We start from the raw sequence: 14,860 nt of genomic DNA, 5'->3' as shown, positions 1-14,860 counted from the left end.
TGCATGAGACTAGAACGTGTTCTAATATCGTGATTGGGTTCAGTGTAGTAGGAACGCATTCAGGCTGTACAGAGCACTACCGGCGGGCCAGGGAGGCCTGAAACGGCCGACGGTGATCCGTATAGTCGTGCGCTGAACCAGAACGTGAACGCAGGGAGTAGAGACGCCATGGCAACGCCTCGGACATCTAGCGCATCGGAAGCCGCGCAGTCAGCTAGCGGTGATACCGACGCGGCGAATCAGCCTGCTGCCGTCTCAGCACTGTCCGACGACGATCTCGGTTCGACCGCGCAGCGCGAGCGCCGCAAGCGCATCCTGGACGCCACCCTGGCCATCGCCTCCAAGGGAGGCTACGAAGCGGTGCAGATGCGCACCGTCGCCGAACGTGCGGACGTCGCCGTCGGCACCCTGTACCGATACTTCCCCTCCAAGGTGCATCTGTTGGTGTCCGCGCTGGAACGCGAGTTCGAGCAGATCGACGCGAGAACGGATCGCGGTGCGGTCAGCGGCGGCACCGCGTATGAACGCCTGCACACGGCGATCACCCGGCTGAACCGCAACATGCAGCGCAACCCCCTACTCACCGAGGCGATGACCCGCGCCCTGGTCTTCGCCGACGCTTCCGCCGCCGGTGAGGTTGATCACGTGGGCCGGCTGATGGACGGCATCTTCGCCCGCGCGATGGCCGGGGACGACGCCCCCTCCGACGGGCAGTTCCACATCGCCCGCGTCATCTCGGATGTCTGGACCTCCAACATGATTGCCTGGTTGACGCGGCGAGCATCAGCAACCGATGTGAGCCACCGGCTCGATCGCACCGTCAGATTGCTGCTCGGAATTACCTGACCAGCCACGCTTGGCCTAACCAACCCCGCGCAGGTAGCGGACGTAGACTCGGGACCCGTGGTGAGTGCCCAAGATCTGCCCGTCGAACTGCGCCGCGCCCTTTCCGAGGTGGCCCGTACGCCCCGGCTGCTGGTGGCCTCCGACTACGACGGGACGATAGCCCCGCTGGTCAACAACCCCGATGACGCACGCCCGCACCCCGAATCGACTACGGCGCTGCGGGCTTTGGCGGGACTGCCGTCAACAACCTCGGCGCTGATCTCCGGACGGGCACTGCGCGATCTGGCGACCCTGTCGCGACTACCCTCCGAGGTGCATCTGGTCGGAAGTCACGGTTCGGAGTTCGACGCGGGATTCGTGCACGCCATCGACGGAGACGCCAAGGCGCTGTTGAAGACCATTGCCAACAAGCTGTCGGCCATCGCCGCCGAGTACGCCGGAGTCGCCATCGAGCTGAAACCGGCGAGCGTCGCGCTGCACGTCCGCAACGCCTCGGCAGAGGACGGCGATGCCGCGCTGGCCCAAGCACTTACCGTGGCCAACGGTTGGGGTGCGCAGGTCACTGAGGGCAAGAAGGTTCTCGAATTCGCCGTCATACCCACCGATAAGGGGCAGGCACTCGACATCCTGCGCCATCAGGAGGGCGCGACAGCCGCGGTGTTCTTCGGCGATGATGTCACCGACGAAAAGGTGTTCACGCGGCTACACGGCCCCGACCTGGGCATCAAGGTGGGCGACGGCGAGACCCTGGCGGGATACCGCATTCCAGATACCGAATCGGTGGGCACAGCACTGGCTTTCCTGCTCGAGGAGCGTCGCACCTGGCTGCTCGGCGGACACGCCACCCCCATCGAGCGACTCACCATGCTCGCCAATTCGCGCACGATCGCGCTGGTGACCCCCACCGGTGGCGTCACCTGGATGTGTCACCCCGAACCCGACTCGGCCGCCGTCTTCGCCCATCTCCTCGGCGGCGATGAGGCCGGACACTTCACCATCGGCCCCGCACGGTCCGCCCTGCCACTCGGCCAGAAGTACATCGACAGCACCATGACTGTCGAAACACGTTGGGCCAGCCTACAAGTCACCGACTACCTGGCGCACGACGAGATCCCCGGACGCACCGATCTGATTCGGGTTGTCACCGGCGAGGCCGATGCGGTGGTCACCTTCGCCCCGCGTCCCGAGTTCGGCCAGGCGCCCGTGCAATTGGTCGCCGCCGCCAACGGCGTACGCGTACTCGGCACCAATGATCCCATCGTGCTGCGTGCCCCCGGCGTCACCTGGACAATCGGAGCCGACGATCAGACCGCCACCGCGACCATCAGCCCGGCAAACGGCCCGGTTATCCTCGAGTTACGCTGCGGCACCGAGGATCTCGGGAAGGGTTCGGTTTCGGAGCCCGAGCTACGGGAACGAGCCGAATCCTATTGGCGCGACTGGGCCCAAACCCTGACTCTTCCCGAGCGCAAGCCCGGACTGATGAAGCGCTCAGCGCTGACGTTGCGTGGGCTGGTGCACTCCGAGTCGGGCGCGATCCTGGCCGCCGCCACCACGTCGTTGCCGGAAGACATTGGCGGTATTCGTAACTGGGATTACCGGTACTGCTGGTTACGCGACGCCTCGATGACCGCATCGGCACTGGTGGCGTTGGGATCGCTGAGCGAGGCCGAGGGTCTGCTGGGCTGGCTGCACCGGGTGCTGGAGCACCTGCCCGGCCCCGATCGCCTACACCCGCTGTACACCTTGGCCGGAACGGTGCTGCCACCCGAAGCGGTGATCGACTCGTTGCCAGGGTATGCGGGCTCACGCCCGGTCCGCGTCGGTAACGCCGCCAATTCGCAAGTGCAGCTGGACGTCTTCGGGCCCGTGGTGGAACTGATCCATGACCTCGCTCATGCGCGCCAGCGCCTCGGCCACGCCGACCCGTTGACCGATGCCGATTGGAACCTGGTTTCCGACATGGTTCTTGCCGTCGAGCGCCGCTGGTACGAACCAGATCACGGAATCTGGGAGATCCGGGGGAATCCGAGGCACCACGTCTACTCCAAGGTCATGTGCTGGGTGACGGTGGACCGCGCGGTGAAGCTCGCCAAGGAATTCCAGCGTGAGTCCCCGCCATCCTGGGCCGCATTGCGCGACGAGATCGCCGCCGAGGTCGTGGAAAAGGGCTGGAACGAGTCGGTCAAGTCCTTCACCGCCGCCTACGACGGCACCGACCTGGACGCCGCCACCCTGTACATCGGACTATCCGGACTGATCGAGCCCACCGATCCTCGATTCACCGCGACAGTGATCGCCACCGAGGCAGAATTACGCAGTGGTGCAACGGTTTATCGATACCACCGAGACGATGGACTGCCCGGCGGGGAGGGCGGCTTCCACCTGTGCGCCGCCTGGCTCGTCGAGGCGTATCTGCTCATCGGTGCGCGATCACAGGCCGAGCTGCTGTTCGACCAACTGGTCAAGGCCACCGGCCCCACCGGCCTGCTGTCCGAGGAGTACGACCCGGTGGCCGAACGCTCGTTGGGCAACCACCCGCAGGCGTACAGCCATATCGGACTGCTGCGCTGCGCTGCGCTGCTTTCCTAACGGTCCATTTCGCCGCGCTACCGGCGGCGCGGGCATAGCGTTCAGCCATGAACCCCATGCAACGTCTCAGCTCCTTGGCGTCGCACCAGTTTGGCAAGGTCAACAAGGCCCTGACGATGCCGACCGGACAACTCACCCCACACGCCATTGCCAAGCTCGTGACACCGAGCCGAAGTCTGCGCTCGTCCGTCCGGAACAAGATCGTCATGATCACCGGCGGCTCGTCGGGCATCGGCCAGGCCGCCGCCCTCCAGATCGGCGAGGCAGGCGGCACGGTGCTGCTGGTAGCCCGCTCCGAGGACAAGCTGCAGGAGACCGCCGCACAGGTCGGTGATGTTGGCGGCACCGCCCATGTGTTCCCCTGCGATCTGTCCGATATGGACGCGATCGATCGCATGGTCAAGGACGTGCTGGCCGATCACGGCCGGGTGGACATCCTGATCAACAATGCCGGTCGATCGATCCGACGCTCACTGGCGCTGTCCTACGACCGACCGCACGATTTCGAGCGCACCATGCAGCTGAATTACTTTGCGCCCCTGCATCTCATCCTGGGGTTCATGCCGGGTATGCGCGAGCGCAAGTTCGGCCACATCATCAACATCTCGTCCATCGGGGTGCAGACAAAGGTGCCACGATTCGGCGCCTACATCGCATCGAAGGCTGCCTTGGACACGGTCTCTGATGCATTCCAGGCCGAGACCTCCGATGAGGGACTGCGCTTCACCACCATTCATATGCCGCTGGTGCGCACCCCGATGATCGCGCCGACGACGCTGTATCAAAAGTTCCCAGCGCTGACTCCGGACGAGGCGGGTGAGGTCATCGCGAAGGCGATCATCGAACGGCCACGGCGAGTGGCCTCGGCGTTCGGACGCATCGCCTCGTTCGCAGACTCGCTGACACCGGAGATCATGGACGCGGTGCGCAATCAGGGATACAAGATGTTCCCGGATTCCGATGCCGCCAAAGGTGTCAAAAACCTCAAGCCCGAGGAAGTGGACGGCGGGCAGCAGATCTTCATCGACGCCACACCCGGGGTGCACTGGTGAGTCTGCCGAAGCCGGGTACCGCCGGGCCCGTCGTCATCACCGGAGCATCCTCGGGGATCGGCACCGAGCTCGCGTATGGACTGGCCAAGCGCGGACACTCGTTGGTCTTGGTCGCCCGCCGCAAGGACAGGATGGATAGGCTCGCCGACATCCTCAGTGCACGCCACCGCATCGAAGTCGACGTGCAGGCGCTTGACCTGGGCACTGGGCCGGGTCGCACCGAGCTATGCGAATGGATTGCCGCCCACCGCATTGCGGGACTGTGCAATTCCGCCGGATTCGGAACCAGTGGGGTCTTCCATGAGTTGCCGCTGGATCGCGAACGCGAAGAGATCGAGGTTAACGTCATCACGCTGGTCGAACTGACCCACGCCGCGGTGACCGGCATGGTGGATCGGGGCAAGGGGGCCGTCCTGAACATCGCTTCGGTCGCCGCATTCCAGCCGATTCCGTTTATGGCTACCTACGCGGCGACCAAGGCCTATGTGCAGTCCTTCTCCGAGGCCGTCCATGAGGAGCTGCGGGGCACCGGCGTGTCATGCACGGTGCTGTGCCCGGGACCGGTGCCGACCGAGTGGGCGGAGATCGCGAGCGCGGAGCGATTCAGCGTGCCGGGTGTACAGGTCTCTCCGAAGCAGGTCGCCGCCGCGGCGATCAAGGGCATGCAGCAGGGATCGCGCAGCGTGATTCCCGGAGCGGTGCCGCAAGCGATGACCGTGGCCGGGCGGTACACGCCACGATCACTGCTGCTACCGGCGCTGCGCGTCGCCACAAAGCTCAGCGCGCGCTGACACGTTTTGCACTCTTCTCCTCCATCCCCCATAATGAAAACCGTTTTCATTACTGGAAGGGTTGGAGGTGCGCTGTGCACGCTCGCGTAGCTGGGTTGGCTGTGACAATCACGACCGTCGGAACGCTCGCGCTCTCCGGTTGCGGCCACGCCGCGGAAAGGTCCGATGAACCCGCGGTGGTGGCATCCACCGACGCCTGGGCTTCGGTGGCCAAGGCCGTTGCCGGCGACCATGCCACGGTGAGCGCATTGGTCAGCGGCGCCAACACCGACCCGCATTCATTCGAGGTGACGCCCGCCGCGGCCGCGCAGGTCCAGGACGCCACCCTCGTGGTGTACAACGGTGACGGCTACGACCCGTTCATCGACAAGCTACTCAAGGACGGCCAGCCCCGGGTCAACGCCTACCAGCTTCTACCCGCAGACTCCGCCGATAAGAATGAGCATGTGTTCTACAGTCTGAGCACCGCCAAAAAGGTAGCCGATCACGTCGCAGACGAGCTCGCCAAGGCCGACCCTGACGACGCCGATACCTACCGCGCGAATGCCAAAATATTTGGGCAGCAGCTTGACTCGATCTCAGATCGGCAGCACGGCATCGCCGTGAAGGACCGCGGCAAGGCGATCCTGGCGACCGAACCGGTGGCCAGTCATCTGGTCTCCCACTGCGAACTGGTCGACCGCACGCCCCACGACTTCGCCGAAGCTGCCGAGCAAGGCCAGGACCCCTCCCCCGCGGATGTCGCCACCGCGTTGGACCTGATCAACACCAAACAGATTGCGGCACTGCTTTTCAACTCCCAAACTGCCGGGCCGGTGACCAACCAGCTCAAGCAAGCCGCCGAATCCCATGGCGTCCCGGTGGTGACGGTGACCGAAACCCTGCCGGACGGCACCGACTACCTCACCTGGCAGCGACGCACCACCGAGCAGCTCGCCACGGCTTTGGGATGAGCCGCTTGCGCGAAGACCGGATAATGGCCGCATGAGTGTCGCCACACTGCGCAATGCCTCGCTGAATCGCGGTGGACGCACGCTATGGGAGGATCTCGACCTCACGGTCGAACCGAGTGAGTTCATCGCGGTATTGGGCCCCAACGGTTCCGGAAAGACATCGCTGCTGCGGCTGCTGTTGGGTGAGGTCCCGCTGACTCGCGGCGCGATGACCGTTGCCGGCGAGCTCGGTTACGTCCCTCAACATCGACTCGCCGACAACGCGCTGATCCTTCGCGCCGAGGACCTGGTGGGCCTCGGGATCGACGGGCACCGTTGGGGTTTGGCGGCACTGAATCCAGCCAGCCGGGCACGCCGTCGCACAACGATCGACCTTGCGCTGGATCAAGTGGATGCCAGTCATCTGGCCACCAAGGCCGTCTCGTCGCTATCCGGCGGCGAGCTCCAACGGGTGCGCATCGCGCAGGCGCTGGCGGGCGACCCCGCACTCCTGCTCTGCGACGAGCCCCTGCTGAATCTGGATCCGGCAAGCGCACAACAGATTTGCGCCCTGCTCGACAAAAGGCGGCGTAGCGCACGGACGGCCGTGCTGTTCGTGACCCACGAGATCAACCCGATCCTGCCGTACGCGGACCGGATCCTTTACCTGGTGGACGGGCGCTTTCGGATAGGCACCGTCGACGAGGTGATGACGACCGAGACGCTATCGGAGCTGTATCGCGCCCAGATCGACGTGGTGAAGGTGCGCGGACAGTACGTGGTCGTGGGCGAAAACCGGCAGGTCACCGAGGAATGTGCGGAGCATGCGCATGAGTAACTTCTTCGACCTTTCCCTCACCGCCGACCTCCTCGGACGCGACTTCGTGCAGCAGGCGATCCTGGCGGCCGCGCTGCTGGGGCTGCTCGCCGGTCTCATCGGCCCGTTTGTGGTGATGCGCCAGATGTCCTTCGCGGTGCACGGTTCCAGTGAGCTGTCGCTGACGGGCGCCGCCGCCGCGCTCTTGGCCGGCGCCAATGTCGGCACCGGCGCGCTACTCGGAAGCGTGGTCGCGGCAATACTTTTCGGCATCCTCGGGCAACGCACCAAGGATCGCGACTCGGCGATCGGTGTCGTCATGGCCTTCGGGCTGGGGCTGGCGGTGCTGTTCATTCACCTGTATCCGGGGCGCACCGGCACCAATTTCGCGCTCCTGACCGGGCAGATCGTCGGCGTCGGATACAGCGGGCTGCTGATGCTCGTCGTGGTGAGCATCGTGGTGGGCGCGGTACTGGCGGTCACCTACCGACCAATGCTGTTCGCCACCGTCGACCCCGACGTCGCCGAGGCGCGTGGGGTACCCGTGCGTGCCTTGGGGATTGTGTTCGCCGCCCTCGTCGGCCTCACCGCGGCGCAGGGTGTGCAAATCGTCGGCGCGCTACTGGTGATGTCACTGCTCATCACCCCCGCGGCGGCTGCCGCTCGCATCACCTCATCCCCGGCACGCGCCATCGGGTTGTCGATTGTCTTCGCGGAGATCGCTGCCATCGGCGGAATCGTGCTGTCTTTGGCACCGGGGGTACCGATCTCGGTCTTTGTCACCATGATCGCCGTGTCGATCTACCTGCTCTGCCGTCTTATCGGGCGGTATCGGCACGCCTGAGCGAGCTAGGCTCGCACGATGACGCGCATCGACCTGAATGCCGACCTGGGTGAGGGTTTCGGTGCCTGGCGCCTCGGCGATGACGAGGCCATGCTGGACGTGGTCACGAGCGCCAACCTCGCCTGTGGATTCCACGCGGGCGATCCCGCGACATTGCTTCGCACGTGTCGCGCCGCTGCCGCACGCGGTATCCGGATGGGCGCACAGGTGGGCTACCGCGATCTCGCGGGATTCGGTCGCCGGTTCATCGATATCTCTGCCGACGACCTGTATGCCGACATCGTGTATCAGATCGGCGCCCTCGACGCGTTGGCCCGCACCGTCGGATCATCGGTGACTTATGTGAAACCACATGGCGCCTTGTACAACGCGATCATCCACCACGACGTACAGGCGGATGCGGTCGCGCGTGCGGTGCGCGACGTCAACGCCGACTTCCCCGTGCTGACACTGCCGCATGGCGTATTCGGCGACCGTGCACGCGAATTGGGGCTGCGGGTGGTAACGGAAGCCTTCGCCGACCGGGCCTACCACGACGACGGCACCCTGGTATCACGCAGCGAGCCGGGAGCGGTGTTACACGATCCCGTCGCGGTTGCGGCGCGGATTCCCGCCCTCAGCCAGACAGCGGAATCGATATGCGTGCACGGTGATTCACCGAACGCGGTGACGATCGCGCGGGCCGTCCGCAGGGCTCTGACGGCCAATGGAATCGAGCTAGCTCCGTTCGTCTAGAGCGGTCGGCGATGCGCCTAGCGGTGATAGGCCGGTGGCAGTGGAAGGTCCTTCTCTGCCATGACCTTCCGTAACGTCGTCGGGTAGTCACTGATGATCCCGTCCGCGCCGGCGTCAATCTGTGCCTTCATGGTCTCGGCATCATTGATGGTCCAGGGAATGACCTTGAGTCCCAAGCCGTGTGCTTTCTCGACAAACTTCTTGTCGGCGACCAGCGTGAAACCGGGGTCACCTACCTTGCCTCCATAGGGCACGGTGTACCCGGGCGACAGGATGGTGGCACCAATCTGCTTGGCCCCGTCAATCGGATCCTTGACGACGGTGGGGTCCACCCCGCCGAGCCAGGGTGAGCCCGGGTACCACGTGGTTTCGTCCCAGAGTGCAACGAGTGGGATGCCCGGTTCGGCCCCCTTAGTCATCGGCAGCGTGCGCCAATCGAAGCTCTGAATCTCCACGTTGTCGACCTTGCCCGCCGCGCGGATCGTGTCGAGGATGACGTCGACAAACACCTGCGGCTCCGCAGATTTCTGCGGTTCAGCGGCTTCCACCTTGGTCTCTATGTTGTACCGCACATTGGCGTGGTAGGAATCCGCGAGGGCGAAAACCTCTGGCAGCAAGGCAATCCTGTCGTTCTTGACCACCTCTGCCTGCGGAAAATCCTTGAGCAGCTTGCCGCAGTCCAGAGTGCGCAACTGCTCGGAGGTCAGGTCCTTTACCAGCTTTCCCACGTACGGGTACTGCGGGTCGCCGAGCGTCACCGGGGCGGTATCGGAGCACTTCGCGGAATCGATCACCGGATCGTGCCAGACCATGGGTTTGCGGTCCCTGGAGATGACGATATCGAGTTCAAGGGTGCTCACCCCGAGCTCAAGGGCTTTGGTGAAGGCGCGCAATGATTCCTCGGTAGTTTCGCCGCGTCCACCCCGGTGCGCCTGCAGGCCGAAAGACGCCTTGTCCTTTTCGCCGCAGGATGCCAATGCCAGGGTGACAGCGAGAATGGCGGCCAAGCGCTTCATGGCGAAGACGTTATGCCACTCTCACCGGGAAGGCACTGACGTACACCAAACGGCCATCTTCCGTACACAGTTGGCGTGTCGGCACCAAAGAATCAGCGGCGCTGACGCGCGATCTCCGCGAGTACCACACCCGCGGCCACCGAGGCGTTCAACGATTCGACGGGCCCCGCCATGGGGATCGACACCACGGCGTCGCAGGTCTTGCGGACCAGCTGAGACAGCCCCTTGCCCTCCGACCCGACGACGACAGCGATGTCGCTAGCGCCGTCGAGGTCGTCAAGCTCGGTATCGCCACCGGCATCAAGCCCGACAATGGTGAGGCCCTTGTCTTGCCAATCCTTCAGGGTGCGTGTCAGATTCGTGGCACGTGCGACCGGCAGGCGTGCCGCCGCACCCGCACTGGTTCGCCAGGCGACGGCAGTCACCGATGCGCTGCGCCGCTGCGGAATGACGACGCCGTGCCCGCCGAAGGCAGCCACCGAGCGCACGATGGCGCCGAGATTGCGCGGGTCCGAGATGTTGTCAAGCGCCACCAACAACGCCGGCTGCGCCTCAGCGCGGGCGCGGGCCAACAGGTCATCGGGGTGCGCGTAGCGGTACGGCGGCACCTGCAGCGCGAGTCCCTGGTGCAATCCGTTGGTGCTCATGCGATCCAGATCGGGTCGCGGCACCTCCAGAATCGCGATCCCGGCGTCGGCGGCCAGCGATACCGATTCGGTCAACCGCTCGTCGTTATCGGCGCCGACGGCGACGTACAACGCGGTTGCCGGCACACCCGTGCGCAGGCATTCAAGCACCGGATTACGGCCCAGCACCATCTCGGACTCGTCGCCCTGCTTGAGCCGACGCTGCTTGGCATCGCTGACCTTCCGCTGGACAGCGGCACGTTTGGCGGCTGGATGCTTCGTCCGTTGTTCGGCCGGCGGCGTTGCGCCCCTGCCCTCCAGTCCGCTCCGGCGCACACCGCCAGAACCGACGGTGGGCCCCTTCTTGGTACCGGGCTTACGCACTGCGCCGCGGCGCTGAGAATTTCCTGCCATTGTTACTCTTCGTCGCTACTCGTAAGGGACCACTGTGGGCCGTCTGCGGTGTCGGTTATCTCCAGGCCTGCACGCTTGAGCCGGTCTCGGATCTCGTCTGCGAGCGCCCAATCCTTCTCTGCCCGAGCCGTTCCCCGCCGCTCCAGCTCGGCGGTTACCAGCACGTCGACGGCGTTCAGTGCGGCGGATGTCTCGTCGCGCGTCTCCCAGCGCTCATCGAGTGGGTCGCAGCCAAGGATCGACATCATGGCGCGGACACTCGCCGCCGCCGATAGCGCGCCCTCGTGGTCGCCGGCATCCAATGCCCGGTTCCCGTCGGCGCGCGTGGAATGCACCTCGGCAAGCGCGATCGGCACCGACAGGTCGTCGTCCAGGGCGGCCGCGAACGCAGGGGTCCAAGTACCCACTGGCACCTCGCCGACCCGGACCCGCACTCGATGCAGGAAATCTTCGATACCACAGTAGGCCTTTACCGCGTCGGCAAGCGCGGTCTCGGAGTACTCCAGCATGGAGCGGTAGTGCGCGCTTCCCAGGTAGTAGCGCAACTCGACAGCTCGAACACGTTGCAGCACAGCGGGAATGGATAACACATTACCCAGCGACTTGCTCATTTTTTCGCCGCCCATGGTGACCCAGCCGTTGTGCAGCCAGTATCGGGCGAATCCGTCACCGGCGGCACGGCTCTGCGCGATCTCGTTCTCGTGATGCGGGAATATCAGATCCATCCCGCCCGCGTGAATGTCGAACTCCGCGCCCAGATATGACTCGCACATCGCCACACACTCGGTATGCCATCCCGGGCGGCCTGGCCCCCATGGGGTCGGCCACGACGGCTCACCGAGCTTGGCGCCCTTCCACAGAGTGAAGTCGCGTGGATCGCGTTTTCCCGTCGCAACACCCTCGCCCTGGTGCACATCGTCGATCTTGTGCCCGGACAGTTGCCCGTACTCCGGGTAGCTCAGCACATCGAAGTAGACGTCGCCACCGCTGGCATAGGCATGCCCGGTATCAATGAGCCGCTCGATCAGTTCGATCATCTGGGTGATGTGCCCCGTGGCGCGCGGCGATACCGAGGGCGGCAGCACTCCGAGGGCGTCGTACGCCTGGTCGAAGGCGCGCTCATATGTCGCTGCCCACTCCCACCACGGACGCCCTGCATCGGCCGCCTTGTTGAGGATCTTGTCGTCGATATCGGTGACATTGCGGACGAACAGGACGTCATAGGCGCGGGCGGCGAGCCAGCGGCGGAGCACATCGAAGGCGACACCGCTGCGTACATGCCCGATATGGGGCAGACCCTGCACCGTTGCGCCGCACAGGTAGATAGAGACCGATCCCGGCCGCAGAGGCACGAAGTCGCGCACGGCACCCGCGCGGGTGTCGTACAGCCGAAGCGGAGCGTGACCGGTCACGACCAGCGAGCTTACCGCGCTGTGACGAGCGCCGTTGCCACCGCGGCCAAGCCTTCGCCGCGTCCAGTCAGACCCAACCCATCGGTTGTGGTCGCCGACACCGAAACCGGCGCACCGAGAAGGCCGGACAGTAGCTCCTGGGCCTCCACCCGGCGCGGTCCGATCTTGGGACGATTCCCGATCACCTGAACCGCGGCATTACCGATCCGGAAACCGCTGTCGTGCAGCAGCTCCCGCACATGTGTCAGCATCTTCGCGCCGCTGACACCCGACCATTCGGGCTGACCGGTGCCGAACACCGCGCCCACATCCCCGAGCCCGGCCGCCGACAGCAGTGCATCGCACAGGGCGTGTGCGGCAACGTCACCGTCCGAATGCCCCTCACAACCATCGGCATCCAGGAAGAGCAGCCCGAGTAGCCAGCATTGCTTGCCCTCCTCTATCGGGTGCACATCGGTGCCGATGCCCACCCGGGGCAATGCGGTCATTGGGCTACCTCTCTACTCAGGATTGCCTCGGCCAGCGTCATGTCCAGCGCTGTGGTGATCTTGAAGGCCAGCCGGTCACCCTCCACCACACGCACGCGCTCACCGATCTGCTCGACGAGCGCGGCGTCATCGGTGGCGATATCGCCGGCGGACGCATACGCGCGTCTGAGCACGCTGGCCGCAAACCCCTGCGGGGTTTGCACGGCACGCAAACTGGCCCGATCGGGTGTGCCGCTGACATCGCCGGCCGAATCGATCGATTTGATGGTGTCCGCGACTGCTATCGCCGGGATGACCGCGCGGCGGCCAACACGTAGTTCCGCCACGATGCGGGCGATCATGTCCGGAGGGGTCAACGGACGTGCCGCATCGTGCACAAGAATCCAGTCGGCCTCAGCCACAGCGGCCAACCCGGCGCGTACCGAATCGGTACGCTCGGCGCCGCCCTGCACAACACTGGCCACCTGGCCTACCAGCGCCACGGCTTTATCGAGCTGATCGGCGCCGACTACGACTATTACCTCGTCAATGGCACCTGAAGACAACAGGCCATCAACAGAGCGTTCGAGCATTGTCCGGCCACCGACGGTAACGAAGGCTTTCGGAACATCCGCACCCAGCCGCACACCGAGACCGGCGGCCGGGACTATCGCCGCTGTCCTACGAGGCAGCTGCGAGCACCTCGTCGAGGATGGTGTCGGCCTTGGCGGCGTTGGTGTTCTCCGCCAGCGCAAGCTCGCCGACAAGAATCTGGCGGGCCTTGGCCAGCATCCGCTTCTCGCCTGCGGACAGGCCGCGCTCCTGCTCACGACGCCACAAGTCGCGAACAACCTCGGCGACCTTCTTCACGTCACCGGAAGCCAGCTTCTCCTGGTTGGCCTTGAATCGACGGGACCAGTTGGTCGGCTCTTCGGTATGCGGTGCACGCAGCACCTGGAAGACCGTGTCCAGACCCTCGCGTCCCACCACGTCACGGACACCGACGTATTCGGCATTGTCGGCGGGCACGCGGACCGTCAGATCACCCTGGGAAACCTTGAGGACGAGATACTCTTTCTGCTCGCCCTTAATCGTCCGGGTCTCGATCGCTTCGATCAGTGCTGCACCGTGATGTGGATAGACAACGGTGTCTCCGACCTTAAATATCATCTTGTTTCGTGCCCCTTTCGATACCCAATTCTACCACGGCGTATCTCGGCGTGCCCACCAACGGTGCAGGTCAGGGGCATTGCAGATGAACCCTCGGGGTTGACAGGGTGACCTTTTCGTGCATCCAGCACCCTTTGGCGACCCCGCTGGCCAGCCCATAAACCAGCCCCCACAAGCGGTAATCCAGGTCACATCGGTTCCCTGGCGCCGGGCCGAGACACCGGGTGCGGCCGGATCTGGACCGTCTTCGCACACGCTGCGCATCCCGAGTGCCCCACTGTTTTCGTCCCCGCGAGGCACCTACTACTGTCTATAGGACATACCGGCCGCAGGTGGATTTCGGACTGTCCGGAGCCGCTATCGAATCAGGGAGATGCCTGTGTTTCGCACTCGGTCCCAGCGCAGCACCGCTCGCGTGACGACACTTCTCGGCGCCGCGGTCCTCGCGACCGCCCTCGCCGGCTGCGGTGCCGGGCAGATCTCGCAGACAGCGAACCAGTCATCGGCGATCAACGGCGGCAGTGCCAACCTCGGCAAGCTCGCCCTGCGCAACATCCACCTCGTCGGGAGCCCGGACCCGGTGAAGCAGCGTGCGGGGCAGAAGGCCGAGCTGGTTCTGGTCATCACGAATGAATCCGCTGACGTCAACGACAAGCTCACCGCGGTGACCTCTCCTGACGACATCGGCAAGGTGACACTGAGCGGAGACAGCGACATTCCGGCCACCGGCCGCCTGTTCGTCGGAGCCGCCGAGGGCCAGGAGTCCGCCGCCGAAATTGCGGGCCCAGAAGCAAGTAACGGTGAGCATGGCGCCGCCCCCTCCGTCGAGCCCGGAACCACCACCACGGAGGTCAAGGCGCCAGAGCCCAAGCCGCAGGCCTCGTCTGATCCGACGATCAAACACGGCAAAGCGCAGCTGCAGCTGACGAAGGATCTGGCCGACGGCCTGACGTACCGCTTCACCTTCACCTTCGAGAAGGCCGGAGAGGTCACCGTCGCGGTGCCCATCGACGCCGGCCCCAGTGCTCCTCGCCAGCACACCGCCAATGAGGGCGGCCATGAGGGCAGCGGACACTAACACAGACGCATAGCGAGGGCCCGGAACGGCGATCTGCCGTCTCGGGCCCTCGCTTTTTTCGTGCTAGC

Annotated in this window: 15 protein-coding genes; 9 read left to right on the top strand and 6 right to left on the bottom strand. The window is 64.9% G+C overall.

Annotated elements, in window-relative coordinates:
- Window positions 1–168: 168 nt before the first annotated feature.
- The 8 genes from kstR to DSM43276_RS02430 all read left to right on the top strand — a co-directional run bounded on the left by kstR (window position 169) and on the right by DSM43276_RS02430 (window position 8,609).
- The gene (kstR, locus tag DSM43276_RS02465) at window positions 169–846 is read left to right on the top strand and encodes a cholesterol catabolism transcriptional regulator KstR (protein WP_078324646.1); all 678 of its coding nucleotides are present in this window, start codon (window positions 169–171) and stop codon (window positions 844–846) included.
- Between the two features lie 60 nt (window positions 847–906).
- Window positions 907–3,438, top strand: coding sequence for a trehalose-phosphatase (gene otsB, locus DSM43276_RS02460; protein WP_078331314.1), 2,532 nt, complete (start codon window positions 907–909; stop codon window positions 3,436–3,438).
- Window positions 3,439–3,485: 47 nt separating this feature from the next.
- Entirely contained in the window at window positions 3,486–4,490 is a 1,005-nt protein-coding gene (locus tag DSM43276_RS02455; protein ID WP_078324645.1) for an SDR family NAD(P)-dependent oxidoreductase, read from the top strand.
- Window positions 4,487–5,281 carry an SDR family NAD(P)-dependent oxidoreductase gene (locus DSM43276_RS02450; protein WP_078331288.1) on the top strand — a complete coding sequence of 265 codons (795 nt, stop codon included), beginning with the start codon at window positions 4,487–4,489 and terminating at the stop codon, window positions 5,279–5,281. Before DSM43276_RS02455 ends, DSM43276_RS02450 begins: the two co-directional genes overlap by 4 nt.
- A 74-nt stretch (window positions 5,282–5,355) precedes the next feature.
- Window positions 5,356–6,234 carry a metal ABC transporter solute-binding protein, Zn/Mn family gene (locus DSM43276_RS02445; protein ID WP_078331289.1) on the top strand — a complete coding sequence of 293 codons (879 nt, stop codon included), beginning with the start codon at window positions 5,356–5,358 and terminating at the stop codon, window positions 6,232–6,234.
- A gap of 31 nt (window positions 6,235–6,265) precedes the next feature.
- Window positions 6,266–7,051, top strand: coding sequence for a metal ABC transporter ATP-binding protein (locus tag DSM43276_RS02440; protein ID WP_078331290.1), 786 nt, complete (start codon window positions 6,266–6,268; stop codon window positions 7,049–7,051).
- Window positions 7,044–7,874 carry a metal ABC transporter permease gene (locus DSM43276_RS02435; RefSeq protein WP_078331315.1) on the top strand — a complete coding sequence of 277 codons (831 nt, stop codon included), beginning with the start codon at window positions 7,044–7,046 and terminating at the stop codon, window positions 7,872–7,874. Before DSM43276_RS02440 ends, DSM43276_RS02435 begins: the two co-directional genes overlap by 8 nt.
- 18 nt (window positions 7,875–7,892) lie before the next feature.
- The gene (locus tag DSM43276_RS02430; RefSeq protein ID WP_078331291.1) at window positions 7,893–8,609 is read left to right on the top strand and encodes a LamB/YcsF family protein; all 717 of its coding nucleotides are present in this window, start codon (window positions 7,893–7,895) and stop codon (window positions 8,607–8,609) included.
- Between the two features lie 17 nt (window positions 8,610–8,626).
- Here the strand turns inward: DSM43276_RS02430 and DSM43276_RS02425 are convergent, their stop codons facing one another.
- From DSM43276_RS02425 to DSM43276_RS02400, 6 genes are all read right to left on the bottom strand, one after another.
- Window positions 8,627–9,625 carry a glycerophosphodiester phosphodiesterase family protein gene (locus DSM43276_RS02425; protein ID WP_078331292.1) on the bottom strand — a complete coding sequence of 333 codons (999 nt, stop codon included), beginning with the start codon at window positions 9,623–9,625 and terminating at the stop codon, window positions 8,627–8,629.
- 92 nt (window positions 9,626–9,717) lie between these two features.
- Window positions 9,718–10,665 (bottom strand): 23S rRNA (guanosine(2251)-2'-O)-methyltransferase RlmB, encoded by a 948-nt coding sequence (rlmB, locus tag DSM43276_RS02420; protein ID WP_078331293.1) that lies wholly within the window; start codon window positions 10,663–10,665, stop codon window positions 9,718–9,720.
- Between the two features lie 2 nt (window positions 10,666–10,667).
- Entirely contained in the window at window positions 10,668–12,077 is a 1,410-nt protein-coding gene (gene cysS, locus DSM43276_RS02415) for a cysteine--tRNA ligase (protein WP_078331294.1), read from the bottom strand.
- Window positions 12,078–12,088: 11 nt separating this feature from the next.
- On the bottom strand, window positions 12,089–12,565 hold the full coding sequence (ispF, locus tag DSM43276_RS02410; RefSeq protein WP_078331295.1) for a 2-C-methyl-D-erythritol 2,4-cyclodiphosphate synthase: 477 nt from the start codon (window positions 12,563–12,565) through the stop codon (window positions 12,089–12,091).
- The gene (gene ispD / locus DSM43276_RS02405; protein WP_169053086.1) at window positions 12,562–13,236 is read right to left on the bottom strand and encodes a 2-C-methyl-D-erythritol 4-phosphate cytidylyltransferase; all 675 of its coding nucleotides are present in this window, start codon (window positions 13,234–13,236) and stop codon (window positions 12,562–12,564) included. Before ispD ends, ispF begins: the two co-directional genes overlap by 4 nt.
- The gene (locus DSM43276_RS02400) at window positions 13,226–13,714 is read right to left on the bottom strand and encodes a CarD family transcriptional regulator (RefSeq protein ID WP_078292605.1); all 489 of its coding nucleotides are present in this window, start codon (window positions 13,712–13,714) and stop codon (window positions 13,226–13,228) included. The genes ispD and DSM43276_RS02400 overlap by 11 nt, the downstream gene beginning before the upstream one ends.
- A 379-nt stretch (window positions 13,715–14,093) precedes the next feature.
- On the opposite strand from DSM43276_RS02400, the gene DSM43276_RS02395 reads away from it, so the two are divergent.
- Window positions 14,094–14,792 (top strand): copper chaperone PCu(A)C domain-containing protein, encoded by a 699-nt coding sequence (locus tag DSM43276_RS02395; RefSeq protein ID WP_078331317.1) that lies wholly within the window; start codon window positions 14,094–14,096, stop codon window positions 14,790–14,792.
- The last annotated feature ends 68 nt before the right edge of the window (window positions 14,793–14,860 follow it).

Origin of the sequence: Mycobacteroides salmoniphilum, from assembly GCF_004924335.1 — a bacterium.
Taxonomy (GTDB): Bacteria; Actinomycetota; Actinomycetes; order Mycobacteriales; family Mycobacteriaceae; genus Mycobacterium; species Mycobacterium salmoniphilum.
Note: the sequence above shows the minus strand (reverse complement) of the source record. Positions and strands in the feature narration are given on the sequence as shown.